Genomic DNA, 24,143 nt, shown 5'->3' with positions numbered 1-24,143 from the left:
CGGCGCCTGATGCTTATGCGTAGGTCCGCGGGGACGGATTGGCCCCTGGTGCGTTGGTGAGAATGCTGCTGTCCACGTCGCGGATGTCGGTGCGGCCGCAAAATCCCAGGGTGATGTCCAATTCTTTGGCCATGAGTTCCAGGCAGCGGGTGACGCCTGGCCCGCCATAGGCGCCCAGCCCGTACAGAAAGGCACGCCCGATCAGCGTACCGCGCGCACCCAGCGCGATCGCACGCAGGATGTCCTGCCCGCTGCGAATGCCACCGTCCATCCAGACTTCGATCTGATCGCCCACCGCTTCCACGATAGCGGGCAGTGCGCTGATGGACGAGGGCGCGCCGTCCAGTTGCCGGCCGCCATGGTTGGATACGATCAGCGCATCGGCGCCGTGCTCCACGGCCAGGCGCGCGTCGTCGGCATCCAGGATGCCCTTCACGATGATCTTGCCGCCGAAGCGCTCTTTGATCCAGGCAAGGTCTGACCAGTTGAGTGTCGGGTCGAACTGTTCGGCTGTCCAGGCTGCGAGTGAGGACATGTTCGACACCCCGCGCGCGTGGCCCACGATGTTGCCGAAGGTGCGCCGTTGCGTACGCAGCATCTCCAGGCACCAGCGCGGTTTGGTGGCGAGATTCAGCAGGTTTCCCAAGGTGGGGCTGGGGGGGGTCGAAAGCCCGTTTTTGATGTCTTTGTGGCGCTGCCCCATGACTTGCAGGTCGAGCGTCACCATCAGTGCCGAGCAATGGACCGCCCGCGCCCGGTCGATCAGCCGCTCGATGAAATCACGGTCGCGCATCACATAGAGCTGGAACCAGAACGGCTGCGTCGTGTGGGCTGCAACGTCTTCGATGGAACAGATGCTCATGGTGGACAGCGTGAACGGCACACCGAACCGTTCCGCCGCCTGGGCGGCCAGGATTTCACCATCCGCATGCTGCATGCCCGTGAGCCCGGTGGGTGCCAGCGCGACGGGCAGGGCGACGTCCTGGCCCAGCATCTGGCTGCGCGAGCTGCGGTGGGAGATGTCCACCGCCACACGTTGCCGGAACTTGAGCTGTTGCAGATCGGCCTCATTGGCCCGATACGTGGATTCCGTCCAGGAACCCGAATCGGCATAGTCGTAGAACATGCGCGGGACACGCCTGCGGGCGACGCGGCGCAGGTCTTCCACGCAGGTGATCTTGTTCAGGGGCGGAAACAGAGGGCAGGTGGGCAGGAACATGGGCAAGGGCGAAGAGGTGGAGTGGCAGTGCCCCGATGCGGCCCCAAGGCAGCCTCGGTGAATACCCTGTCACGAATCTCTCGTAGTATAGGCACAAAGCCGCGTAAAATCGTCGTGCTGCGAGGGCTCCCCATGCTTTACGGGTAAGTCCTCAGGTGGCGGGTTCCGTGGGTCCGGCTTGTTGTGTGCTTGCAACGCATCCCGGACAAACTGGCAGGTTTCCCTGCCTCAACATGGCGCCGGCCTCGATTTTTTGATGCAATACCTACAACTTCCCTTCGCGGAGTTGGAAGAGCAGCAGCACAGGATGTTGTTGGCCTGCTCTGATTCACATAAATCTACGGAGATTTCTTACATGAAAAAGACTCTGCTCGCTGCTGCTCTGCTGGCCGGCTTCGCCACCGCCGGCGTTGCTCAAGCAGAAACGTCCGTGACGCTGTACGGTATCCTGGATACCGGCTACGGCTACCAGAATTTCAAGTACGACCACACGAATAGTGCTGGTGTTGCCACCAACGACACGGCCCGTTTCTCGGGGATGCGTGATGGTTTCGTCAACGGCAACCGCTGGGGCCTGAAGGGCTCCGAAGATATGGGCAATGGCTTGCGCGCCATTTTCCAATTGGAACAAGGCTTCAGCATTGCCAGCGGCAAGGTTGCTAACGGTCCCGACAATGGCGTGTTCAACCGTCAAGCCTTCGTGGGTCTGGCCAGCGACCAGTGGGGCTCCCTCACGATGGGCAAGCAGTATGGCGCAGGTGTTGACACCTCCGCTGCCGACGAAATGAATGGCTTGGGCGACTACGACCACGTCTTCGGTGGCGTGGGCCTGGGCAACCGTGTCGTCAATTCGTTCAAGTACACGACCCCGACGTTCAGCGGCTTCAAGGCCGTCGTTCTGTACGGCACGGGCGGCAATGGTTCCGGTGTGTTGTCTGAGCGTCTGAACGGCGTCTCCCAAGTGGACCGTGGCGACCAAGTGTCCTTGGGCGCGAACTACACCAATGGCCCTCTGGCTGCAGCCGCATCCTATGACCGTCAAAGCAAGGCCGGCACCAATGCGCTGACGTCCTGGACGATCAGCGGTGGCTACGACTTCGAAGTCGTGAAACTGTCCGGTATGTTCGGTCAGGACCGTAACGGGAAGATCGGTTGGGGCGGTGATGCAAGCAACTTCGTGCCCGACATTGCTACGAGTCTCACGGGCCTTGGAGCTGGCTATGCCAACTTCAAGTCCAACAACTGGAGCGTGACGGGCAGCGCCCCGATCGGCCCGGGCCGCTTGTACCTGACCTACAGCGGTTCGCACTCCAACCTGGGCGACGCCGACAAGTGGGGCAGCGAAGCTGGCAACATCAACATGTATGCCGCTCAATACCGTTACCCCCTGTCGAAGCGCACCACGGTGTACGCTTACGGCGGCTACGGTACCAACCTGGGCTACGTGAAAGACCTGAAGGGTGGCGAAGCCGGCATCGGCCTGAACCACAAGTTCTAATCGCGACGCGTGGCTTGTCCACGCTTGCGATGCGGCCCGGTTCGCCGGGCCGTCACGAACACTTGAAGGCGCAAGCTTTCAATGCAAAAACCACCTTCGGGTGGTTTTTGCATTTCTGGTCGTGATTGCCCTGAGCTACCACGCTGCTACCTTGCTTGTGGTCTGGGTCTTATTGAGCCACCGACGCTGTGGCAGCACGGGTTTTCAGGCGTCTGAAAGCGTTTCTGTGCTCGACTGAAAGCCTGTCGATGATTGCAGCGCACATTGCCCTCGCGCGCCGAAGACCCCTGTCGAAATGCTACAATCCCGTAGTTTTGTCATCCGTAATTGGGGCACCCCATGAACCTGCAACAGTACTTTCCTGTGCTGCTTTTCATTGTCGTCGCAGTGCTGATCGGGGGGGCACTCATCGTGGGTGGGCGCGTGCTCAGCCCCAATGTGCCGGATACTGAAAAGCTTTCGGCCTACGAATGCGGATTCGAGTCGTTTGACGACTCTCGCATGAAGTTCGACGTGCGCTACTACCTGGTAGCCATTCTTTTCATCATGTTCGACCTGGAAATCGCGTTTCTCTTCCCGTGGGCGATCGCCAGCGGGACACTGGGCATGGTGGGTTTCTGGGCGGTGGCAGTGTTCCTGGCCGTGCTCACGGTAGGCTTTGTTTACGAATGGCGTCGCGGCGCGCTGGATTGGGAATAAGCGGGGTTTGGCATCATGGCAACTGATAGCGTCACTGAAAAAGGCTTCATGACCACCAGTGCAGACAAGTTTCTGAACTGGGCACGTACCGGGTCGATGTGGCCCATGACTTTTGGCCTGGCCTGTTGTGCGGTCGAGATGATGCACGCGGGGGCCGCGCGCTACGACTTGGACCAGTTCGGCATCATCTTCCGTCCCAGCCCACGTCAATCCGATCTGATGATCGTGGCGGGCACGTTGTGCAACAAGATGGCACCGGCCCTGCGCAAGGTCTACGACCAGATGCCGGAACCGCGTTGGGTAGTCTCCATGGGGTCCTGTGCCAATGGAGGCGGCTATTACCACTATTCGTATTCGGTGGTGCGCGGCTGCGACCGTATCGTGCCGGTGGATGTCTACGTGCCGGGCTGCCCGCCTACCGCCGAGGCGCTGGTCTATGGCCTGCTGCAGATGCAGAACAAGATCCGCCTGAACAACACCATTCACCGCGGCTAAGGCAAAGAATTCCTCATGACACGGTTACAGACCCTACACGAACACCTGCGCGCCATCCTCGGCGAATCCGCGGACATCACCGAGGCCCTGGGTGAGCTCACCCTGCAGGTGCCGGCCAGCGCGTGGCTCGAGACCTGTCGCACGCTGCGCGACCACGCGCAGCTGCGCTTCGAACAGAACATGGACCTCTGCGCGGTCGACTATTCCGCGTGGAAGGCACCCACCGATCCCACGCCCAATGCCCATCCCAGGCGCTTTGCGGTCGTGATTCATCTGCTGTCCGTCACGCACAACTGGCGCCTGCGCGTGCGGGCCTATGCCGACAACGACGAGTTCCCCATGATCGCGTCGTTGGTGGATGTCTGGCCGTCCGTGAACTGGTACGAGCGCGAGGCCTTTGACCTCTTTGGTGTCGTCTTCGAAGGGCACCCCGATCTGCGCCGCATTCTTACGGATTACGGTTTCATCGGCCATCCTTTCCGCAAGGATTTTCCGATTTCCGGCCATGTGGAAATGCGCTACGACGCGGAACAGAAGCGCGTCATTTACCAACCCGTCACCATCGAGCCCCGCGAGATCGTCCCGCGCGTGGTGCGCGAAGATCATTACGGAATAGAGCGGTACTGACATGGCAGAGATCCAGAACTACAACCTGAACTTCGGCCCGCAGCACCCGGCCGCGCACGGGGTGCTGCGCCTGGTGCTCGAGCTCGATGGCGAAGTCGTACAACGCGCCGATCCGCATATCGGGCTGCTGCATCGCGCCACCGAAAAACTCGCCGAGACGCGCACATTTTTGCAGGCACTGCCCTACATGGACCGTCTGGATTACGTGTCCATGATGTGCAACGAGCATGCGTATTGCCTGGCCATCGAGAAATTGCTGGGTGTTCAGGTGCCGCTGCGCGCGCAATACATCCGCGTGATGTTTGATGAAATCACGCGCGTGCTCAACCACCTGATGTCGCTGGGCTCACACGCGCTAGACGTGGGCGCCATGGCGGTGTTTTTGTATGCCTTCCGCGAACGCGAAGACCTGATGGACTGCTACGAGGCGGTATCGGGTGCCCGCATGCACGCAGCGTACTATCGGCCGGGTGGGGTCTACCGCGATCTGCCTGACTCCATGCCGCAGTACAAGGGCTCCAAATACCGATCGGCCTCCGAGTTGCGCGCCATGAACGACGCGCGCCAGGGGTCGCTCCTGGACTTCATCGAAGACTTTACCAATCGCTTTCCCAACTGCGTGGATGAGTACGAAACACTGCTCACCGACAATCGCATCTGGAAGCAGCGCCTGGTCGACATCGGTGTGGTGTCGCCGGAACGCGCTTTGGCGCTGGGCTTTACCGGCCCCATGCTGCGTGGGTCGGGCATCGAATGGGATCTGCGCAAGAAGCAGCCCTACGAGGTCTATGACCGTGTCGATTTCGACATCCCGGTGGGCGTCAATGGCGACTGCTACGACCGCTATCTGTGCCGTATTGCCGAGATGCGCGAATCCAATCGCATCATCCGTCAATGTGTGGAATGGCTGCGCAACAACCCCGGTCCGGTAATCACCGATAACCACAAGGTTGCGCCGCCCAGCCGTGAACGCATGAAAACGGGCATGGAAGACCTGATCCACCATTTCAAGCTGTTCTCCGAGGGCATGCACGTGCCCGAAGGCGAGGCCTACGCGGCCATCGAGCACCCCAAGGGCGAATTCGGCATCTACCTGATCTCCGACGGGGCCAACAAGCCGTATCGCCTGAAGATCCGGGCGCCGGGGTTTGCGCACCTGCATTCGCTCGAAGAAATGAGCAAGGGTCACATGATTTCTGACGTGGTCACCATCATCGGGACCCAGGACATCGTGTTTGGCGAGATCGATCGCTAGTCGCGCGATTCTCACAGGAATAGGGAATATGTTGCTTTCTGAACAAGCGTACCGGGAAATCGACCGGGCGATCGCCAAGTACCCGGCCGACCAAAAGCAGTCGGCAGTGATGGCGGCGCTGACGGTCGCGCAAGACGAAAAAGGCTGGGTGTCGCCCGAAGTCATCCGTGACGTGGCAGCCTACCTGGGCATGCCGCCCATTGCCGTGCAAGAATGCGCGACCTTCTACAACATGTACAACACACAGAAGGTGGGCAAGTACACGCTCACGATCTGTACCAATCTGCCCTGTGCGCTGCAGGGCGGTGTAAAGGCCGCCGAATACCTCAAGCAGAAGCTGGGCGTGGGTTTCCACGAAACCACTGAAGACGGCCTGTTCACCGTCATCGAGGGCGAGTGCATGGGGGCTTGCGGCGATGCGCCGGTCGTGATCGCCAACGGCAAGCACATGTGCTGCCGCATGCAGCCTGAAAAAATCGACGCGCTGATTGCAGCGCTCAAAGAGCAGGAGTCGGCATGAGCGGACTGGACGTACTGCAACAGTTTTCCACCGACGCGCTGTCGCCAGACCTGGGCAACGATCCGTCGCTCAGCATGATCTTTCACGGTCGGCACATTCAGCCGCAAATTCTGGCGGGCCTGGATGGCCACAACTGGGGCATTCAGGATTACATGGCGCGCGGGGGCTACGAGTCACTGCGCAAGATCCTGACTACGGGCATGACGCCCGACGACGTCATTGCCGAGCTCAAGGCCTCCAGTTTGCGCGGGCGCGGTGGTGCCGGGTTCCCGACGGGGCTCAAATGGTCCTTCATGCCGCGCAATTTTCCGGGCCAGAAGTACGTGGTCTGCAATTCCGACGAAGGCGAACCGGGCACGTTCAAGGATCGCGACATCCTGCGCTATAACCCGCACACGGTCATCGAAGGCATGATCATTGGCGGCTATGCCATGGGGGCTTCGGTAGGCTACAACTACATCCACGGCGAGATCTTCCAGATCTACGAGCGTTTTGAAGAAGCGCTGGAACAAGCCCGCGCGGCCGGGTTCCTGGGCAAGAACATCCTGGGTTCCGGTTTCGACTACGAATTGCATGCGCACCATGGCTATGGTGCCTACATCTGCGGCGAAGAAACTGCGCTGCTCGAATCGCTGGAAGGCAAGAAAGGCCAGCCGCGCTTCAAGCCGCCGTTCCCGGCAAGTTACGGTCTCTACGGCAAGCCCACGACCATCAACAACACCGAGACCTTCGCGGCGGTGCCTTTCGTCTTCCAGATGGGTGCCCAGGCGTATCTGGAGCTTGGCATCGAGAAGGCCGGTGGTACCAAGATTTTTTCCATCTCCGGCGATGTTGAACGTCCGGGCAACTACGAAATCCCCTTGGGGACGCCGTTTTCCAAACTGCTGGAACTGGCGGGCGGAGTCAAGGGTGGCAAGAAACTGAAGGCAGTGATTCCAGGCGGCTCGTCGTCACCCGTGCTGCCTGCAGACATCATGATGCAGACCAACATGGATTACGACGCCATCGCCAAGGCGGGGTCCATGCTGGGGTCAGGCGCGGTCATCGTGCTCGACGAAACGCGCTGCATGGTGAAGTCGCTCATGCGCCTGTCGTACTTCTACTATGAAGAGTCTTGCGGCCAGTGCACGCCGTGCCGCGAGGGCACAGGCTGGCTGTATCGCATGATGGAGCGCATGGAGCACGGGCACGGCACCATGGAAGACATCGCCACGCTGGATTCCGTCGCCAACAACATGATGGGCCGCACGATTTGCGCGCTGGCCGATGCAGCGGCGATGCCGGTGCGCAGCTTCATCAAGCATTTCCGCGACGAATTCGTCCATCACGTGGACCACAAAGAGTGTGTGGTCGCGCAATACGAAAAGTATCTGTAGGGTCAGAACACGCCATGACGGTAGAACTCACCATCGACGGGTTGAAGGTTGAAGCCGAAGAAGGCAGCATGGTCATCCAGGCTGCGCACCGGGCTGGTATCTACATTCCCCACTTCTGTTATCACAAGAAGCTGAGTATTGCGGCCAACTGCCGCATGTGCCTGGTCGAAATCGAGAAGCAGCGCAAAGAGATGCCTGCCTGTGCCACGCCGGTGACCAACGGCATGGTGGTGTATACACGCTCGCCCAAGGCCATTGCGGCACAGCGCGCGGTGATGGAATTCCTGCTCATCAATCACCCGCTCGATTGCCCGGTGTGCGACCAGGGTGGCGAGTGCCAATTGCAGGACTTGGCCGTGGGCTACGGTGAATCTGCCTCCCGCTTCCACGAACCCAAGCGGGTGGTGTTTCACAAGCCCATGGGGCCCTTGATTTCAGCCGAACACATGCAGCGCTGCATTCATTGCACGCGCTGCGTGCGGGTGGGGCAGGAAATCGGCGGCATCATGGAAATCGGCATGCTCAATCGTGGCGAGCACTCCGAGATCACCACCTTCGTGGGCGAGGCCGTCGAATCCGAGCTGTCCGGCAACATGATCGACGTCTGCCCGGTGGGCGCGCTGCTCTCCAAGCCCTTCACCATGAAGGCGCGTACCTGGGAGCTTGCCCGTCGTCGCTCGATCAGTCCGCACGATAGCGTGGGGGCCAACCTGGTGGTGCAGACCAAGCTCGACCGCGTGCTGCGCGTGGTGCCATTCGAAAATGAGCCGGTCAACGAATGCTGGATCAGCGACCGTGACCGCTTTGCCTATTGCGGTCTGTACACCGACGACCGCCTGCAGCACCCCATGGTGCGCGGCTGCGATGGTCAATGGCAGGAAGCCTCCTGGGCCGATGCCTTGCAATCAGTGGTGACGGGTCTGAACCAGGTGCGCGAAGACGGTGCCGGGGCCCAGATGGGGTTCCTCTCGGCCGAAACCGCCACACTCGAAGAAATGGCTTTGCTCTCGCGCCTGGCACGGGGGTTGGGGTCCGACAACATCGATTTTCGTCTGCGCGGTGATGGAACGGCGCTTGATGCGGTGCGTACCGGGGCGCCCTGGCTGGGCCTGCCGATCGCCGAACTCAATACACTGGATCGCACCCTGGTGGTGGGCTCGTTCCTGCGCAAGGATCACCCGCTCATGGCGCAGCGCCTGCGCCAGGCAGCCAAACACGGTATGCAGCTGTCGCTCATCGACAGCGTGGCGGTCGACCCGCTGGTGCCGGTGGCTGGCCGCATCACGGTCAAGCCGTCCGCGATCGTGAATGCGCTGGCCGAAGTCGCCGTGGCGCTGGCGGGGCTGAAGTCTCTGCCGGTGCCCGAAGGCCTGGCGGGCGTGACGGCCGGTGCCCCGGCTCAGGCCATTGCGGCCAGCCTGGCTTCGGGCGAACGCGTCGCGGTGCTGCTGGGCAATCTGGCCGTGTCCGACGACCAGGCGGCGCAGTTGGCCGCCAATGCACAGACCATTGCGCAGCTCTCGGGCGGCCGCTTCGGGTTCCTGACTTCCGGGGGCAATACCGTCGGTGGTTATCTGGCCGGTATGGTGCCGGTTCAAGGTGGCCTGGATGCCCGCAAGATGCTCAGCGGTGATCCGCTCAAGGCCTATCTGGTCCTGCATGCCGAGCCACTGCTCGACAGCGAATTGGGCGAACGCGCCATTCAGGCATTGAAGGGCTCGGCCATGGCCGTGGCCTTTACTTCCTTCAAGTCGGCGGCCGAAGACTGGGCGGATGTCATGCTGCCCATTGCGCCCTTTACTGAAACCTCGGGCACGTTTGTGAACGCCGAGGGCCGCGCACAGAGCTTCCGGGGCGTTGCCGCCACCGTTGGCGATACCCGCCCGGGTTGGAAGGTGCTGCGGGTACTGGGCAATCTGCTGGCGCTGCAAGGTTTTGATGACGAAACGTCCGAATCCGTGCGTGACACCGTCATGGTGGGCGGTCTCGAAGACCGGCTGTCGAACGAAATCCGTCTGGCGCCCTCGGTGGCGACCCCGGGTGCCGCTCTGGAACGTGTGGCCGAGTTGCCCATCTATCGTACCGATGCGCTGGTGCGGCGCGCGCAGCCTCTGCAAGAGCATATCAATTCGGCACCGCCGCGTGCGGCCATGAATGTGGCGACGCTGCAGTCGCTGGGGTTGTCGGCAGGCGATCCGGTTCGCGTGAGCACCGCCTACGGATCGGTCGACCTGGAGGCCGCGCTGGATGACCTCGTGGCCGACCAGGCCGTGCGCATTGCGGGGGCTTTTGAACAGACTGCCGCCCTGGGCATGGGCTCGGGCGAAATCAAGGTGGAGCGTCGCTGATGGACTGGTTGAACACCCTGAACGCCTATGGCGTGGGCCTGATCGGGCAGACGCCTTGGCTCGTGGTCTGGACGCTCGTCAAGATTCTCGTCATTGCGATTCCCATCATTCTTTGCGTGGCCTACCTGACGTACTGGGAACGCAAGATGATCGGTTTCATGCACGTGCGCCTGGGGCCCAATCGTGTGGGCTATCGAGGCCTGTTGCAGCCCTTTGCCGATGTGTTCAAGCTGCTGTTCAAAGAGCTGATCGTGCCGACGAAGGCCAACAATGCGCTCTACATTCTGGCTCCCATCGTCACGCTGATGCCGGCCCTGGCGGCTTGGGCGGTGATTCCGTTTGGTCCGGAAGCCGTGCTCGCCAACGTGAATGCGGGTCTGCTCTACGTCATGGCCATCACGTCGGTCGGCGTGTATGGCGTGATCGTGGCGGGCTGGGCCTCGAATTCCAAATATGCCTTGCTGGGTGCGTTGCGGGCGTCGGCACAGATGGTGTCGTACGAACTGGCCATTGGCTTTGTCATGGTCACGGTGCTGCTGGTGTCGGGTTCGCTGAACATGAACACCATCGTCGGCGGGCAGGGGCATGGTTTCTTCGCCAGTCATGGGCTGACTTTCCTGTCCTGGAACTGGCTGCCGCTGCTGCCGCTCTTCATCATCTACGTGGTGTCGGCGGTGGCCGAAACCAACCGCCTGCCATTTGATGTGGTCGAAGGCGAATCCGAAATCGTGGCAGGGCACATGGTGGAATACTCCGGCATGGGCTTTGCGCTGTTTTTCCTAGCCGAATACGCGAACATGATTCTGCTGTCGGCCATGGCGTCGATCATGTTCCTGGGCGGCTGGATGGCGCCGTTCGACATTGCACCGTTTACCTGGATTCCGGGCTGGATCTGGCTGGGCATCAAGACATTCCTCGTGGTGTCCCTGTTCATCTGGTTCCGCGCCACCTTCCCGCGTTATCGCTATGACCAGATCATGCGCCTGGGCTGGAAGGTCTTCATCCCCCTCACGGGGATCTGGCTGGTCGTGGTGGCCATCTGGATGCAGACGCCCTGGAATATCTGGCAGTAAGGAGAACGACATGGAAGCAATCAAGGACTTCTTCGGCAGCCTGATGCTGAAGGAAATGTTCGAAGGCATGCGCCTGACGGGCAAATATTTCTTCAAGCGTAAAATCACGATCCGTTACCCGATGGAGAAGACCCCGACCTCGCCCCGGTTTCGCGGCCTGCACGCGCTGCGTCGCTACGAAAACGGCGAAGAGCGTTGCATTGCCTGCAAGCTGTGCGAAGCGGTCTGCCCGGCGTTGGCGATCACCATCGAATCCGAGCAACGCGAAGACGGCACGCGCCGCACCACGCGTTACGACATCGATCTGACCAAGTGCATTTTCTGTGGCTTCTGCGAAGAAGCCTGTCCAACCGATTCCATCGTCGAAACGCATCTGCACGAATACCACGGTGAAAAACGCGGCGACCTGTACTTCACCAAAGACATGCTGCTGGCCGTCGGCGACAAGTACGAACCTGAAATCGCTGCACGCCGGGCGGCGGATGCGCCTTACCGTTGATGCCGGGACACGACCATGAGTTTTGATACTGCTCTCTTTTATCTGCTGTCCATCGTCATCGTGATTTCGGCATTTCGCGTGATCACGGCGACGAGCCCGGTCACGGGCGTGCTCAACCTGATCCTGGTGTTCTTTACCGCCTCGATGATGTGGATGCTCATCCAGGCCGAATTCCTCGCGCTCATCCTGATGATCGTGTATGTAGGTGCGGTGCTGGTGCTGTTCCTCTTCGTTGTCATGATGCTGGACATGCGCCTCGAGGACCTGAAGGCGGGCCTGAAGGTCTACCTGCCCTTGGGGCTCACCATCGGGCTCATCATGGTGGCTGAAATGGTCTTCGTCGTGGTGCGGTCCTGGGGCCACGTGGGCGATGCGCCGGTGCCTGCCGACAACTTCGACAACACGCGCGCGTTGGGCGTGGCGATGTACACCCACTTTGCCTATGCCGTCGAAATCGGCGGCGTCATTTTGCTGCTGGGCATGATTGCTGCCATTGCACTTACCATGCGCAAACGCAGCGACTACAAGCGCACCAATCCTGACAAGCAGACGCGGGTGAAATCTTATGACCGCGTGCGACTGGTGAACATGCCCGTCGAGGTCGAGAAGGCAGAGCCTGAAGCGGCAGCGCCCACGGCTGAAGGAGCCCAATCATGATGACCCTCTCGCTAAGCCACTATTTGATTGTGGGCGCCATCCTGTTTGCCATTGGCGTGTTTGGTTTCTTTCTCAATCGCCGCAACCTGATCGTGCTGCTCATGTCCATCGAGCTGATCCTGTTGTCGGCCAACATGAATTTCGTGGCCTTTTCCATCTGGTCGGGTAATCCGGCGGGGCAGGTCTTTGTGTTCTTCGTGCTGACGGTGGCGGCGTCCGAGGCCGCAATCGGTCTGGCCATTCTGGTGCTGCTGTTCCGCAACCTGAGCACGATTGCCGTCGACAAGCTCGACCATCTGAAGGGGTGATGGGGTCATGAGTCAAGAGAGTCTTTATCTGCTGATTGCCCTGGCACCGCTGGTCACGGCCGTCGTGGCAGGTTTCTTTGCCACCGGGTTTGTGGGCTCGTGGATCGGCCGGCGCGGCGCGCACATGATCACTATCCTGGGCGTGGCGGTGTCCTTTGTGGGCGCGCTCTTCGCGCTGCAGATGGTCATGCATGGCCAGACCTTCGATCAGACCATCTACGTGTGGTCGGTGATCGGCAAGGTCAAATTCGAAGTCGGCTTCCTGATCGACCCGCTGTCGGCTCTGATGATGGTCGTGGTCACCTTCGTGTCGCTCATGGTGCACATCTACACCATAGGCTATATGGCCGACGACCTGGGCTACAACCGGTTCTTCTCGTACATATCGCTCTTCACGTTCTCGATGCTGATGCTGGTCATGTCCAACAACATGATGCAGATCTTCTTCGGCTGGGAAGCCGTCGGCCTGGTGTCGTACCTGCTGATTGGTTTTTATTACTCGCGTGAGTCCTCCGTCTTTGCCAGCCTGAAGGCCTTCATGGTGAATCGGGTGGGTGACGTGGGCTTCGTGCTGGGCATCGGCCTGCTCTACGCCTATGCGGGCACGCTGCACTATGCCGACATCTTTGCGCAGGCCGACAAGCTTGCTGCCATCACCTTCCCGGGTACCGACTGGCATATGCTCACGGTCGCCTGCCTGTGCCTGTTCGTAGGGGCCATGGGCAAGTCGGCCCTGGCGCCGTTGCACGTGTGGCTGCCGGATTCCATGGAAGGCCCCACGCCGATTTCGGCTCTGATCCACGCTGCCACCATGGTGACGGCAGGCATCTTCATGGTGGCACGGTTCTCGCCGCTGTTCGAACACGCGCAGAACGTGCTGTCCTTCATTCTGATCATCGGGGCCTTCGGGGCGCTGTTCCTGGGCTTGATTGCGCTGGTGCAGACCGACATCAAGAAGGTGGTGGCGTATTCCACGCTCTCGCAGCTGGGGTACATGGCGGTGGCGCTGGGTGCGTCGGCTTATCAGGTTGCCATCTTCCACCTGATGACTCATGCCTTCTTCAAGGCGCTGCTGTTCCTCACGGCCGGGTCCGTCATTCTGGGCATGCACCACGACCAGGACATGCGGCACATGGGCGGCTTGCGCAAGTACATGCCCATCACCTGGATCACGACCTTGATCGGGTCCCTGGCCTTGGCGGGCATGCCGTTCTTCTCGGGGTTCTACTCCAAGGAACACATCGTCGAGGCGGCTGGAGCTGCAGGGATCTGGGGGGCCAACTTCGCGTATTTCTGCACGTTTGCCGGTCTGTTCGTGACCTCGCTCTATTCGTTCCGCCTGTACTTCATGGTGTTCCACGGCAAAGAGCGCTTCGACTTGCACCATGGTCCCACGGCGCTGGTGCACGAAGAAGATTTCGAATGCCTGCAGGGCGAAGCGCGTGAAAACGCGATTGCCGAGCATCACCATCACCATGGATTGCCCAAAGAATCGCCTTGGGTGGTCACAGTGCCGCTCATTGCGCTGGCTTTCATGTCAATCGTGGCGGGGGTGTGGTTCATTCAGCCGCTGCTCTTTGGCGATTTCTTCGGCCATTCGATCACGGTGCTGCCGCAGCACCCGGCCATGGCCGACATGGCAGCCGATTGGCATGGGTGGGTGGCGTTCGGCCTGCATGGCCTGACCAGCGTGCCCTTCCTGTTGCTGGTGGCGGGCTTTGTCGTGGCCTGGTATTGCTACCTCATCAACCCGCGCGTGCCGGAGGCTTTTGCCCGGGGCCTGTCGTGGATCTACAAGGCCCTGGTCGAGAAGCTCTACTTCGACTGGTTCAACATGCACGTGGTGGCGCGCGGCGCGCGTGCCCTGGGCCGTGGCCTGTGGCAGGGGGGTGATCGCGGCATCATCGACGGCATCATGGTCAATGGCAGCGCCCGCATGGTGGGGCTGGCTGCCGCGACCGGACGCCTGTTGCAGTCCGGCTATATCTATCATTACGCCTTCGCCATGATCATCGGCATCATGGTGTTTCTCACATTCTTCGTCTTGATGGTTCACTGATGGTTAGCGAAATGGCGTCTACCTCGATTCCCTGGCTGACTCTGTCGATTTTTGTTCCGATCGTCTTCGGCTTGCTTGTGCTGCTGATCGGTCGGGACGACAATCCCGGACCGGCTCGCGTGCTCGCGCTCATCGGGTCCATCGCGGGCTTTCTGGTCACCTTGCCGCTGTACACGGGTTTCAATCCGCATACGGCCGACATGCAGTTCGTGGAAAACACGCCCTGGATCGAGACCTTCAACCTGAACTACCACCTGGGCATCGACGGGATTTCCATCTGGTTCATTCTGCTCACCTCGTTCATTACGGTGATCGTGGTGCTGGCAGGCTGGGAGGTCATCAAGTCGCGCGTGGCGCAGTACATGGCGGCCTTCCTGATTCTGTCAGGCCTCATGATCGGGGTGTTCTGCGCACTCGATGGCATGCTGTTCTACGTGTTCTTCGAGGCCACGCTGATCCCCATGTACATCATCATCGGGGCGTGGGGTGGACCCAACCGCGTGTATGCGGCGCTGAAGTTCTTCCTCTATACCCTGATGGGGTCGCTGCTCACGCTGATTGCCTACATCTACCTGTGGCATGAGTCCAATGGCTCGTTCGATATCGCCACCTGGCAGCACCTCAAGCTAAATTATTCGCAACAGATCTTCATTTTCATTGCCTTGCTGGCGGCGTTTGCGGTCAAGGTACCCATGTGGCCCATCCATACGTGGTTGCCGGATGCGCACGTGGAGGCCCCGACGGGTGGCTCCATCGTGCTGGCAGCCGTCATGCTGAAGCTGGGCTGCTATGCCTTCCTGCGGTTCCTGTTGCCGATTGCGCCGGACGCCTCGCATAGTCTGGCGGGCTTCATGATCGTGCTCTCGCTCATTGCCATCGTCTACATCGGGCTGGTGGCGATCGTGCAGGACGACATGAAGAAGCTGGTGGCGTATTCGTCCGTGGCGCACATGGGCTATGTGACGCTGGGCTTCTTCCTGTTCAATGTCACGGGCATGGAAGGCGCCATCATCCAGATGCTGTCGCACGGCTTCGTGTCGGGCGCCATGTTCATGTGTATCGGCGTCATGTATGACCGCCTGCATACGCGCCGCATTGACGCGTACGGCGGCATCATCAACCGCATGCCTAAATTCGTCACCTTCTTCGTGCTGTTTTCCATGGCCAACGCGGGCCTGCCGGGTACCAGCGGTTTCGTGGGCGAGTTCACGGTGATCCTGGGGGCAGTGCAGTACAACTTCTGGGTGGGCCTGCTGGCTGCGACTGCACTCATCTGGGGTGCGGGGTATTCGCTGTGGATGCTCAAACGGGTGGCGTATGGGCCAGTGGCCAACGACCACGTCTCGGGCATGAAGGACATCAATGCGCGTGAATATCTCGTGCTGGGGCTGCTGGCCATCATGGTGCTCTTCCTGGGGATCTTCCCCAGCTTCTTCACCGACCTCATGCATCCTTCCGTCAGCGCGCTGATGCAGCACGTGGCGATCTCGAAACTGTAGGCCTGACTCACTATGCATAATCTCTTTGATCTGGTTCTGGCAACGCCCGAGATCGTTCTGCTGGTGCTCACCTGCCTGGTGCTGGTGCTCGATGCCTTCGATCGTGACTCCGACCGGCACATGACCTTCATGCTGACCATGGCTACGCTGCTGATCGTGATCCTGGTCTCCTGGGTTCAGTGGTCGGACGGCGTCCATGGGCGCACCTTCAGCAGCCTGTATGTGGCCGATTCGCTGGGGCACTTCCTGAAGATCCTCTCGGCGCTGGCGGTGGGCGTCACCCTGATCTATGGCCGTTCGTATTCCGAGCGGCGCGACATGACCACGCGGGGCGGCGAGCTGTATTCGCTGACGCTCATCATGCTGCTGGGTGAGTTCGTGATGATCTCGGCCGGCAGCATGCTGACGGTGTACCTGGGCGTCGAAGTCATGTCGTTTGCGCTCTACGCGCTGGTGGCCTTGCGCCGTGATCATCTGGCTTCTACCGAAGCCGCCATGAAGTACTACGTACTGGGGTGCCTGGCCTCGGGCATCTTGCTCTACGGCATGTCCATGATCTATGGCGCCACGGGCGAAGTAGGTCTGGCAGAGATTGCTCAGGTGATTCGTTCGGGCCATGCGCAGGCCTTGCCATTGGCCTTTGGCGTCGTGTTCATCGTGGCAGGCCTTGGCTTCAAGCTCACGGCCGCGCCCTTCCACATGTGGACGCCTGACGTCTACCAGGGGGCACCCACTACCGTCACGCTGCTGGTTGGGGCGGCACCCAAGTTCGCCGCATTCTGCATCACGCTGCGTCTGCTCATCGAGGCCCTGCATGGCATTGCCATCGACTGGCAGCCCATGCTGCTCATCATGGCGGTGCTGTCGCTGGCACTGGGCAACATCGTGGCCATTGCGCAGACGAACTTCAAGCGCATGCTGGCGTATTCGGCGATCGGTCAGATGGGCTACGTATTTCTGGGCCTGCTGTCAGGGGTCTCCGGCGTTCATGCCGGCACCAACGCGGCAGCCTACGGAGCCTCGCTGTTCTACGTCGTCATCTATGTGCTGACCACGCTCTCGACCTTCGGGTTGATTCTGCTGCTGTCGCGCCAAGGGTTTGAGGCCGAAGAAATTGCGGATCTCAAGGGTTTGAATCGCCGCAACCCCTTGCTGGCCGGTGTGCTGCTGCTGGCCATGTTCTCGTTGGCCGGCATTCCTCCGCTCTCCGGGTTCTATGCCAAGCTCATCGTGTTGCAGGCCGTGGTCAGTGCCGGCTATGTGTGGCTGGCAGTCTTTGCGGTCATGTGCTCGCTCATCGGGGCCTTCTACTACCTGCGGGTGGTGAAGATGGCGTATTTCGATGAGCCCGAAGACGGTGTGGTGCTGGGAACCGGCACGTTTGCCACCCGGACGGTCATGTCGCTCAATGGACTTCTGGTCATTGGCCTGGGCATCTTGCCGGGTGCCTTGATCGCCCTCTGCGAACGCGTCATCACGCAGTCGCTGGTGTTCTGAAATTTGCCGATTGAGCGGAGCGCATCATGACCTTGTCGCTTGCTGTCTGGATGGTCATTCTCAGTGCGCTGGTGATGGCCAATCTGCCTTTCGTGCTGGATCGACCGCTGGCTGCCTGGGGGTGGTCGGCCACTCAAGGCCGTGGCCTGTCGCGCTGGCTGCGCTGCCTGGGGTTCCTGGCCGGAATCGCCGTGTGGTCCTGGGGGACCTTGCAGCTGGTAGGGGGCGCGTTTGCAGGCGGTGGCAATACGGCAGGCCTGTTTTTCGTGAAGCTCCTCATCAGCGTGGCCATCATGGTGGGCTGGCTGTACTGGCCGGGGGCCCGCAAGGTGGCGCCCCCTGCGGCGATCGATACGCCCTCGGCAGATGCCGCCCCCTCGGCTGCCGCGCTGGCACGTCAAATGGCGGCACAACGGGTCAAGGCATCCGTCAAGCCCTTCATCGACCGCTTGCTCGAAGTGCTGGTGGGCTACGTGCTGGTCGGCACGCTGGGCAACGCATTGGAGCTCAACCTGGGCAATGCCTTTACACAGGGCTGGGAATTCTATGCTGTGACCCTGGCACTTTTCGTGGTGCTGGGTTATCCGGGGTTCGTCTGGCGCTACATGCTCAAGCAGCGCGGCCATCACTGACCTTTCGAGTGGGCTCCCAGATCACGCCGGAGTCCACGTCAGCCAGGGTGCGGCATCCTGTCAGCGCCATGGCCACTTCCAGTTCTCCTCTCAGGATCTGAATCAGGTGGGCCACCGCGGTGGCACCCCCCACCGCCAGCGCGTGCAGAATGGGCCGGCCGATTGCGACGGCATGGGCTCCTAGCGCCAGCGCCTTGAGGATGTCGGTGCCTCGGCGGATGCCCCCGTCGAGCACGATGGGGATCTGCCCGCGCACGGAGTGCGCCACGTCTGGCAGCGCTCCCAGTGTGCTGGGCACGGTGTCCAGACAGCGCCCGCCGTGATTGGAGACCATGATCCCGTCTACGCCACACTCGATCGCCAGGCGGGCATCGTCCGGGTCGAGTATCCCCTTCAACCAGAGCGGTGTTGTGCCCAAGGCGTCGCGCAAGCGCCGCACGTCGTCCCATGTTGGGGCGGCCTCCAGCAGCCCGGTGGAAAAGAGCGGATGGCCACCGGGCTCGGCCGGGCGAGGGTGGGGGGGTGAGAGCCCCTGCAAATGCACGGAACGGATATGTGGCGGCAGGCGGAAGCCGCTGCGCTGCTCGACGTTGCGCGCACCGTTCACCGGCGCGTCGACCGTCAGGACCAAGGCCTTCGCCCCGGCCTTGAGCGCCCGGAAGGCGAGCGCCAGCGTGTCCTCGAAACGGGTTTGGGCATAGAGTTGAAACCAGAGCGCGGGCGCGGGATTCAGACCTGCAAGCGTCTCGATGGCAATGCCGGACTGGGTACTCACGATGAGGGGCGTATGTGTGGCGGCGGCTGCCATGGCAGTGGCGCGCTCGCCCTCAGGGTGCACCAGGCCGTGCCAGGCAGTGGGCGCGATCAGGATGGGGTGGGCCAGTGTCCGGGTCCCCAGTTCGAGGCGTGTGTGAGCACCTTGCAGCGGCCGCAGGACGCGACTGCGCAGTTTCAGCCGTGCATAGGCGTTGCGGTTGGCGTTCGCTGTCAATTCATCGGCACCCCCGGACTCCAGCCAGGCCCATGTGGCCGCGGGCAACCGGTCTTGGGCAAGGGCCGCATAATCTTGTGCACAGAAGGGCGTGACAGGCGACATCAATGAGGCTCCTGGCAATGTGTTCGGCAATGCCGGGCATGGCATGGGTACAATGGGCGCGCCCGATTCTGGAGACTCCAAGCATGGCCCACGTGATCCTGCAGGCACCTCGCCTGGCGTACGACGATATTGAGCGTCTGGCGGCAGTTGCCTGTGCCAGTGGCGTGCAGGAGATTGCTCCCACTGCCGTTCGCCTGCTCAACGTGGACGAGGCGAGCCGGGATGAAGTGTTGTCGCTCGCGCGTGAGGCGCGTATCGACGCCGCATGGCTGGACGCGATTCATCGCCTTGCCGACTGCAAGCTGCTGGCCATGGACATGGATTCCACGCTCGTCAATATCGAGTGCATTGACGAAATCGCGGCTGCCGTGGGACGCAAGGCAGAAGTCTCGGCCATCACCGAGGCGGCCATGCGTGGCGAGATCAAGGATTTTTCCGAAAGCCTCAGGCGCCGCGTGGCGCTGCTCAAGGGGGTTCCGGAATCGGCGCTGGAAGCAGTTTTTCGGGATCGCCTGCGCTTGAATCCGGGTGCCGAGGCCTTGATTCAAGCCGTGCAGCAGCATGGCCTGAAGGTGGTGCTGGTATCGGGTGGATTCACGTTTTTTACCGAGCGCCTCAAGCGCGGCCTGTTGCTGGATGAAGCCTACGCCAACACGCTGGAAATCGTGGATGGTGCGCTCACGGGTCGCGTGCTGGGCGAGATCGTCGACGGGGCCGCCAAGGCGCGTCACGTCAAGGCCGCCGCCGAGGCATTGGGGGCCACCCCCGAGCAGATCATCGTTCTGGGTGATGGTTCCAACGATCTGCCCATGATGGCCTTGGCGCAGTATTCCGTGGCCTATCGGGCCAAGCCCGTGGTGCGTGCCCAGGCCCGTTTTGCGTTGGATGTCAGTTCGCTGGACGCGGTGTTGAACTGGTTCAGGCGCCAGCATTGATGCGCTCATACGTCCGCCCAACAGCGCACGAGGTTGTGATACACCCCCGTCAATTGTGCGATGGCGGCCGGATCGGCGTGCTGCTGGATCAGCTTCTGGATGGCAAGGTCCTGCTCCAGCAGCAATGATCGCCGACTGTCGTCGCGAATCAGGCTTTGTGTCCAGAAAAATGCGGCATAGCGCACACCTGCCGTCACGGGTGCCACACGGTGCAGGCTGGTGGCAGGATACACGATGGCGTGTCCGGCCGGCAGCTTCACCCGGTGTTCACCGTAGGTATCCTGGATGATCAGTTCGCCGCCTTCATAGGTGTCGGGATCGGACAGGAAAATGGTGGTGGAGACGTCTGCCCGGACCCGTTGCTGTGCGGTCGACGACTGGAATATGGCATTGTCGATGTGAAAGCCGTAGTGCTCCCCGACTTCGTAGCGATTGAAACGGGGCGGCAGAATATGGGCGGGCAAGGTTGCTGACTGAAAGAGGGCGCTGCGCCCGAGTGCAGCCAGCACAAGGGTCCCCAGTTGCCGGCCCGCCGGGCTGTCCAGGGGCAGCTGGCGGTTTGCTTTGACTTGCGCGGCGACGTGTCCCGCCGTGGCCTGGCCGGCCATCCACGAAGCGGTTTCCAGCGTGGCTCGGCACGGTGCGAGCGCTTCAGGGGGCAGGAGCTCAGGCAAGGTGATGAGCATGATCGCCTGTCGTCGCGGGGTTGAGTGCCTGCACGGTACACCGCCAGATCCCGGATTCTCGTGCTGGCCGTTGCGTGGCGATGGCCAGTACCCAGGCCTGCGCCTTGTGCAGGAATGCTGGCGTTGCCGTTTGGGGAATGCGGTGCAGCCAGTGCGTTGCGACGTCGACCTGACCCGCCAGAATCAGCAGCCGTGCGGTGTTGAACTGCCCCCTGAAGTCGCCGCCCTGTGCGGCCTGCAGGTAATGGTGTGCAGCTTGTGCAAGGTCCTGGGCCACGACCCAGCCGTCTTCGTAGAAGCTGCCCACCATGTTCATGGACTTGGCATGGCCCAGATCGGCCGCTTTGCGAAACCACGCCAGGGCGGTGGGCCGATCGCAGGCTACGCCCTGCGCCAGGGTGAGGGCGGTGGCGTAGTTGTACATGCCCCAGTCCAGGCCGCCCAAGGCGGAAAGCCGGTACCAGTAGACCGCCATGAGTGCGTTCACGGGCGTTCCCCAGCCATGGGCGTGGCACTGGCCCAGCATGTTCAGGGCCATTGGGGCTCCCTGCCGGCTCGCGTGCTGAAACCACTGGAACGCAGCCTCCGGATCGCGCGTCACCCCGTGGCCATCCAGCAGCCACTGCCCGTAGACGAGCTGAGCCTGGACCACGCCCCCTTCAGCGGCGGCGCGGAGTGTGGCAGCTGCCGCCGCTGGAGGCCCGGCAAGGATCTGCTGCAGGTCGGTCGTCAGCGCGGCCGGGTCCCGCCGATTGATGGCGTAGCCGTCCAAGATGGTTGAGCGTGCCGACGTCCCGCTTGTGGGAGGACTTGGCTGTCCTGCCGAGGCTGGCGCGGCGTGGGCGGTGATAGCCACCATCAGAAGTGCAGGTTGACCGTCGCCATGGCCGAGCGCCCGGGAGCCATCGAGGCGTAGTGTGCGGCAAAGGCCTGGTCGTAGTAAGTCTTGTTGGTGAGGTTGTTCACGTTCAATTGCAGGTCTACTGTCTTGTTGACGCGGTAGCCCGCCATGGCGTCGAAGCGCCAGTACCCTGGAATGGTCAGCGTGTTGGCGGTGTTGCCGTATTGGCGGCCGACATAGTAGGCCCCCATCCCGGCCGAGAGCTTGGGCGTGAACGCGTAGGTGTTCCACAGGCTGAAGCTGTGTTTTGGAGTGTTGGGGAAGGCATTGCCTGCATCGCCTGCACTTCCGTTGTAACTGCCAGTCTCGTCCAGCACGCTCTTGAGGTACGTGTAGCCGCCGTAGACCTGCCACTTGGGTGTCAGATTTCCGGTGGCGCCCAGCTCGAAGCCGTCGACGTGTTTCTTGCCCGCCATGGCATAGTCCCCGTTGGGCAAGGTCACGCGGGCGTTGGTGGTTTCGACCCGGAAGACGGCTGCCGTCAGGCTGAGCCGGCGTTTGAGCAGGTCCCATTTGGTCCCGAGTTCCAGCGTGCGGTTCCTTTCCGGCGCCATGTCGGCGGCGTTCGCACCTGCGCCTCGCGAAGCAGTCAGGTCGAAGCCGCTGCCTTCGTTCAGCGTCGCGCCGGCAGGGGTCGAGGACGTGCCATACGATAGGTAGATGCTGCCGTTTTCAGCCGGTTTGTACGTCAGTCCCAGCTGATAGTTGAAGAGTGTGTCGTGGCGATTGACGGTTTGCGCCCCGAAAGGGCTCAGACGCGTGTCATAGTCGTCCATGCGCAGGCCGAGAGAGGCCTGCCAATGCTCGTTCAGGGTGATCGTATCGAAGCCGTAGACAGATTTCGTCAGGGTACGGGCGTAGGTCGGCTTTCCAGCCGGACCGCCGTTCAGGCTGTTGACCCAGGGGTCGCTGGGATTGGGGGCGTACAGGTTGGTGCAATGGTAAGTCGAACCTGGCCCGTAGCTGCCGGGCAGGCACTTCGATCCCGTGGTGTCTCTGTTGTCGCGATCGACGTTGAGCGTATCGCGGCGGCCGTCTTCCAGCGACAGCTCGATTCCCGTCAGGAAGCGGTGCTCGAAGCGCCCCGTACTGAATTCGCCCTGCAGCTCCGTCTGGTTGGCCCAGGTGGCGACGCGGCTGTCGCGCGTGTTGGCACGCCGCCAGACCAGACCGCGAGTCACGTTGCCTTTGCTGTCATCGGGCTGGGTCCAGACGTAGCGTTGGGTGCTGCGTGTGTAGCGCGTCTGGTTGCGCAACGTCAGTCGATCGGTCAGGTCGTGTTCGACTCGCAGCGTTCCCATGTCGTTGCCGGTTTTGCGGTAATCGCTGGAAAGCCCGTAGAAATTGTCGCGATCCACCGCCAGGGGCTCACGCACCACGGATCCGTCCTTGGAGTAGGCATAGGGGATACCGCTGTCGGGTGTGTCGTCGGTCTGCAGGTGGTAGTAGCTCAGCGTCACGCGCGTGGGGGTGCCCAGTCCGAAGCTGATCGTGGGGGCCACACCCCAACGGCTGTAATCGACCGTGTCGCGGCCGGCGACGTCTTGCCCGTGGCGCATGACGTTCAGGCGAAATGCGCTCGTGTCGCTCAGCTTCCAGTTGCTGTCCACGGTGCCGCGTGCGTAGTGGGCTGTGCCGCCGCCCAGGGACACGTCTGTGAAATTGCGCAGTTTGGCCGTCTTGCTGATGAGGTCGATGCTGCCGCCAGCGCCGCCTCGACCCGCGTAGGCACCGTCCGCCCCCTTGATGACTTCGACCTGTTCCAGGTTGAAGACCTCGCGCGACGTGGCGCCGATATCGCGCATGCCGTCGACGAAGGTGCTGGATTGTGCGTCGTAGCCCCGGATGAAGGGGCGATCGCCCAGAGGATTGCCGCCTTCTCCAGCGCCGAAGGTGATGCCAGGGGCGTTGCGCAGCACTTCGGTCAGCGTGGAGGCCGCCTGGCTTTGGATCAGTTCCTGGGGAATGATCTGCACGGATTTTGCGGTGTCCAGGACGGGGGCCGTGAACTTGGGTGATGCCGATTCCTCGACCCGGAAAGGCGCCGCCTTTTCACCGGTGACCTTGACGGGTGCCAGCTGCACGGGGTCGTTGTCCTGCGCCTGCGCGGCCTGTGGAAGCAAGAAGAGTGCCGGTGTGGCCAATGCGGTGGCGAGGCTGCCCGTAAACGAGGCTTTCCCGCTGTCCTGTGCTGTGTTCAATCGAATTCCCCTGTTTTCATGATCTATGTCATGAGAATCATTCTCAATAGAATTGAATTCTAA

The 24,143-nt window shown here is 61.5% G+C and carries 22 protein-coding genes; 17 read left to right on the top strand and 5 right to left on the bottom strand.

The genetic code is table 11. From position 1 onward, the window contains the following. Positions 1–13: 13 nt before the first annotated feature. Positions 14–1,219: an alpha-hydroxy acid oxidase gene (locus VF285_RS08685; protein WP_346952221.1), complete on the bottom strand. Its 1,206-nt coding sequence runs from the start codon at positions 1,217–1,219 to the stop codon at positions 14–16. Positions 1,220–1,574: 355 nt separating this feature from the next. Between VF285_RS08685 and VF285_RS08680 the strand changes: the two genes are divergently transcribed. From VF285_RS08680 to VF285_RS14470, 16 genes are all read left to right on the top strand, one after another. Next, complete coding sequence (locus VF285_RS08680) at positions 1,575–2,717, top strand: porin (protein ID WP_346952220.1); 1,143 nt, start codon at positions 1,575–1,577, stop codon at positions 2,715–2,717. A gap of 339 nt (positions 2,718–3,056) precedes the next feature. Next, positions 3,057–3,416 (top strand): NADH-quinone oxidoreductase subunit A, encoded by a 360-nt coding sequence (locus VF285_RS08675; RefSeq protein WP_346952219.1) that lies wholly within the window; start codon positions 3,057–3,059, stop codon positions 3,414–3,416. Positions 3,417–3,431: 15 nt separating this feature from the next. After that, entirely contained in the window at positions 3,432–3,911 is a 480-nt protein-coding gene (locus VF285_RS08670) for an NADH-quinone oxidoreductase subunit B family protein (RefSeq protein ID WP_346952218.1), read from the top strand. A gap of 15 nt (positions 3,912–3,926) precedes the next feature. Then, positions 3,927–4,538: an NADH-quinone oxidoreductase subunit C gene (locus VF285_RS08665; protein WP_346952217.1), complete on the top strand. Its 612-nt coding sequence runs from the start codon at positions 3,927–3,929 to the stop codon at positions 4,536–4,538. 1 nt (position 4,539) lies between these two features. Continuing rightward, complete coding sequence (locus VF285_RS08660; protein ID WP_346952216.1) at positions 4,540–5,793, top strand: NADH-quinone oxidoreductase subunit D; 1,254 nt, start codon at positions 4,540–4,542, stop codon at positions 5,791–5,793. A 28-nt stretch (positions 5,794–5,821) separates the two neighbouring features. Next, positions 5,822–6,313, top strand: a complete 492-nt coding sequence (nuoE, locus tag VF285_RS08655; protein WP_346952215.1) for an NADH-quinone oxidoreductase subunit NuoE — start codon at positions 5,822–5,824, stop codon at positions 6,311–6,313. Further along, the gene (nuoF, locus tag VF285_RS08650) at positions 6,310–7,689 is read left to right on the top strand and encodes an NADH-quinone oxidoreductase subunit NuoF (RefSeq protein ID WP_346952214.1); all 1,380 of its coding nucleotides are present in this window, start codon (positions 6,310–6,312) and stop codon (positions 7,687–7,689) included. The genes nuoE and nuoF overlap by 4 nt, the downstream gene beginning before the upstream one ends. A gap of 14 nt (positions 7,690–7,703) precedes the next feature. Further along, a complete protein-coding gene (gene nuoG, locus VF285_RS08645; RefSeq protein WP_346952213.1) occupies positions 7,704–10,037 on the top strand; it encodes an NADH-quinone oxidoreductase subunit NuoG in 2,334 nt (777 codons plus the stop codon). Further along, complete coding sequence (gene nuoH, locus VF285_RS08640) at positions 10,037–11,110, top strand: NADH-quinone oxidoreductase subunit NuoH (RefSeq protein WP_346952212.1); 1,074 nt, start codon at positions 10,037–10,039, stop codon at positions 11,108–11,110. Before nuoG ends, nuoH begins: the two co-directional genes overlap by 1 nt. Before the next feature lie 10 nt (positions 11,111–11,120). After that, positions 11,121–11,609: an NADH-quinone oxidoreductase subunit NuoI gene (gene nuoI / locus VF285_RS08635; RefSeq protein WP_346952211.1), complete on the top strand. Its 489-nt coding sequence runs from the start codon at positions 11,121–11,123 to the stop codon at positions 11,607–11,609. A gap of 15 nt (positions 11,610–11,624) precedes the next feature. Continuing rightward, positions 11,625–12,266 (top strand): NADH-quinone oxidoreductase subunit J, encoded by a 642-nt coding sequence (locus VF285_RS08630; protein ID WP_346952210.1) that lies wholly within the window; start codon positions 11,625–11,627, stop codon positions 12,264–12,266. Further along, positions 12,266–12,574, top strand: a complete 309-nt coding sequence (gene nuoK / locus VF285_RS08625; protein WP_346952352.1) for an NADH-quinone oxidoreductase subunit NuoK — start codon at positions 12,266–12,268, stop codon at positions 12,572–12,574. The genes VF285_RS08630 and nuoK overlap by 1 nt, the downstream gene beginning before the upstream one ends. Positions 12,575–12,581: 7 nt before the next feature. Then, entirely contained in the window at positions 12,582–14,633 is a 2,052-nt protein-coding gene (gene nuoL, locus VF285_RS08620; protein WP_346952209.1) for an NADH-quinone oxidoreductase subunit L, read from the top strand. Between the two features lie 11 nt (positions 14,634–14,644). Then, a complete protein-coding gene (locus tag VF285_RS08615) occupies positions 14,645–16,132 on the top strand; it encodes an NADH-quinone oxidoreductase subunit M (RefSeq protein WP_346952208.1) in 1,488 nt (495 codons plus the stop codon). Between the two features lie 12 nt (positions 16,133–16,144). Continuing rightward, the gene (nuoN, locus tag VF285_RS08610; protein WP_346952207.1) at positions 16,145–17,629 is read left to right on the top strand and encodes an NADH-quinone oxidoreductase subunit NuoN; all 1,485 of its coding nucleotides are present in this window, start codon (positions 16,145–16,147) and stop codon (positions 17,627–17,629) included. 26 nt (positions 17,630–17,655) lie between these two features. Further along, on the top strand, positions 17,656–18,261 hold the full coding sequence (locus VF285_RS14470) for a DUF2818 family protein (protein WP_414648102.1): 606 nt from the start codon (positions 17,656–17,658) through the stop codon (positions 18,259–18,261). Here VF285_RS14470 and VF285_RS08600 read toward each other — a convergent pair. After that, complete coding sequence (locus tag VF285_RS08600) at positions 18,239–19,357, bottom strand: alpha-hydroxy acid oxidase (protein ID WP_346952206.1); 1,119 nt, start codon at positions 19,355–19,357, stop codon at positions 18,239–18,241. The genes VF285_RS14470 and VF285_RS08600 overlap by 23 nt on opposite strands. Positions 19,358–19,440: 83 nt before the next feature. Here VF285_RS08600 and serB point away from each other — a divergent pair, with 83 nt between their 5' ends. Further along, entirely contained in the window at positions 19,441–20,292 is an 852-nt protein-coding gene (gene serB, locus VF285_RS08595; protein WP_346952205.1) for a phosphoserine phosphatase SerB, read from the top strand. A 5-nt stretch (positions 20,293–20,297) separates the two neighbouring features. Here the strand turns inward: serB and VF285_RS08590 are convergent, their stop codons facing one another. Genes VF285_RS08590 through VF285_RS08580 form a run of 3 tightly spaced genes read right to left on the bottom strand, consistent with a single transcriptional unit; the run spans position 20,298 to position 24,080 of the window. Further along, positions 20,298–20,978, bottom strand: a complete 681-nt coding sequence (locus VF285_RS08590; protein ID WP_346952204.1) for a Fe2+-dependent dioxygenase — start codon at positions 20,976–20,978, stop codon at positions 20,298–20,300. Beyond that, positions 20,959–21,837, bottom strand: a complete 879-nt coding sequence (locus VF285_RS08585; protein ID WP_346952203.1) for a tetratricopeptide repeat protein — start codon at positions 21,835–21,837, stop codon at positions 20,959–20,961. The genes VF285_RS08590 and VF285_RS08585 overlap by 20 nt, the downstream gene beginning before the upstream one ends. Further along, positions 21,837–24,080 (bottom strand): TonB-dependent receptor, encoded by a 2,244-nt coding sequence (locus VF285_RS08580; RefSeq protein ID WP_414648101.1) that lies wholly within the window; start codon positions 24,078–24,080, stop codon positions 21,837–21,839. Before VF285_RS08580 ends, VF285_RS08585 begins: the two co-directional genes overlap by 1 nt. Positions 24,081–24,143 lie beyond the last annotated feature (63 nt).

Source organism: Castellaniella sp. (genome assembly GCF_036379515.1).
In the GTDB taxonomy this organism is placed as follows: Bacteria; Pseudomonadota; Gammaproteobacteria; order Burkholderiales; family Burkholderiaceae_B; genus Castellaniella.
This window is presented reverse-complemented; position numbering and strand designations above follow the sequence as displayed.

Bases quoted from the DNA above. Each gene is read 5' to 3' on its own strand.
- serB (WP_346952205.1), top strand. From the start codon at position 19,441: ATGGCCCACGTGATCCTGCAGGCACCTCGCCTGGCGTACGACGATATT.
- VF285_RS08585 (WP_346952203.1), bottom strand. From the start codon at position 21,837: ATGGTGGCTATCACCGCCCACGCCGCGCCAGCCTCGGCAGGACAGCCA.
- VF285_RS08615 (WP_346952208.1), top strand. From the start codon at position 14,645: ATGGCGTCTACCTCGATTCCCTGGCTGACTCTGTCGATTTTTGTTCCG.
- nuoF (WP_346952214.1), top strand. From the start codon at position 6,310: ATGAGCGGACTGGACGTACTGCAACAGTTTTCCACCGACGCGCTGTCG.
- nuoE (WP_346952215.1), top strand. From the start codon at position 5,822: ATGTTGCTTTCTGAACAAGCGTACCGGGAAATCGACCGGGCGATCGCC.
- nuoH (WP_346952212.1), top strand. From the start codon at position 10,037: ATGGACTGGTTGAACACCCTGAACGCCTATGGCGTGGGCCTGATCGGG.
- VF285_RS08590 (WP_346952204.1), bottom strand. From the start codon at position 20,978: ATGCTCATCACCTTGCCTGAGCTCCTGCCCCCTGAAGCGCTCGCACCG.
- nuoK (WP_346952352.1), top strand. From the start codon at position 12,266: ATGACCCTCTCGCTAAGCCACTATTTGATTGTGGGCGCCATCCTGTTT.
- VF285_RS08670 (WP_346952218.1), top strand. From the start codon at position 3,432: ATGGCAACTGATAGCGTCACTGAAAAAGGCTTCATGACCACCAGTGCA.
- VF285_RS08685 (WP_346952221.1), bottom strand. From the start codon at position 1,219: ATGTTCCTGCCCACCTGCCCTCTGTTTCCGCCCCTGAACAAGATCACC.
- VF285_RS08675 (WP_346952219.1), top strand. From the start codon at position 3,057: ATGAACCTGCAACAGTACTTTCCTGTGCTGCTTTTCATTGTCGTCGCA.
- nuoN (WP_346952207.1), top strand. From the start codon at position 16,145: ATGCATAATCTCTTTGATCTGGTTCTGGCAACGCCCGAGATCGTTCTG.
- VF285_RS08680 (WP_346952220.1), top strand. From the start codon at position 1,575: ATGAAAAAGACTCTGCTCGCTGCTGCTCTGCTGGCCGGCTTCGCCACC.
- nuoI (WP_346952211.1), top strand. From the start codon at position 11,121: ATGGAAGCAATCAAGGACTTCTTCGGCAGCCTGATGCTGAAGGAAATG.
- VF285_RS08665 (WP_346952217.1), top strand. From the start codon at position 3,927: ATGACACGGTTACAGACCCTACACGAACACCTGCGCGCCATCCTCGGC.
- VF285_RS08600 (WP_346952206.1), bottom strand. From the start codon at position 19,357: ATGTCGCCTGTCACGCCCTTCTGTGCACAAGATTATGCGGCCCTTGCC.
- nuoG (WP_346952213.1), top strand. From the start codon at position 7,704: ATGACGGTAGAACTCACCATCGACGGGTTGAAGGTTGAAGCCGAAGAA.
- VF285_RS08630 (WP_346952210.1), top strand. From the start codon at position 11,625: ATGAGTTTTGATACTGCTCTCTTTTATCTGCTGTCCATCGTCATCGTG.
- nuoL (WP_346952209.1), top strand. From the start codon at position 12,582: ATGAGTCAAGAGAGTCTTTATCTGCTGATTGCCCTGGCACCGCTGGTC.
- VF285_RS14470 (WP_414648102.1), top strand. From the start codon at position 17,656: ATGACCTTGTCGCTTGCTGTCTGGATGGTCATTCTCAGTGCGCTGGTG.
- VF285_RS08660 (WP_346952216.1), top strand. From the start codon at position 4,540: ATGGCAGAGATCCAGAACTACAACCTGAACTTCGGCCCGCAGCACCCG.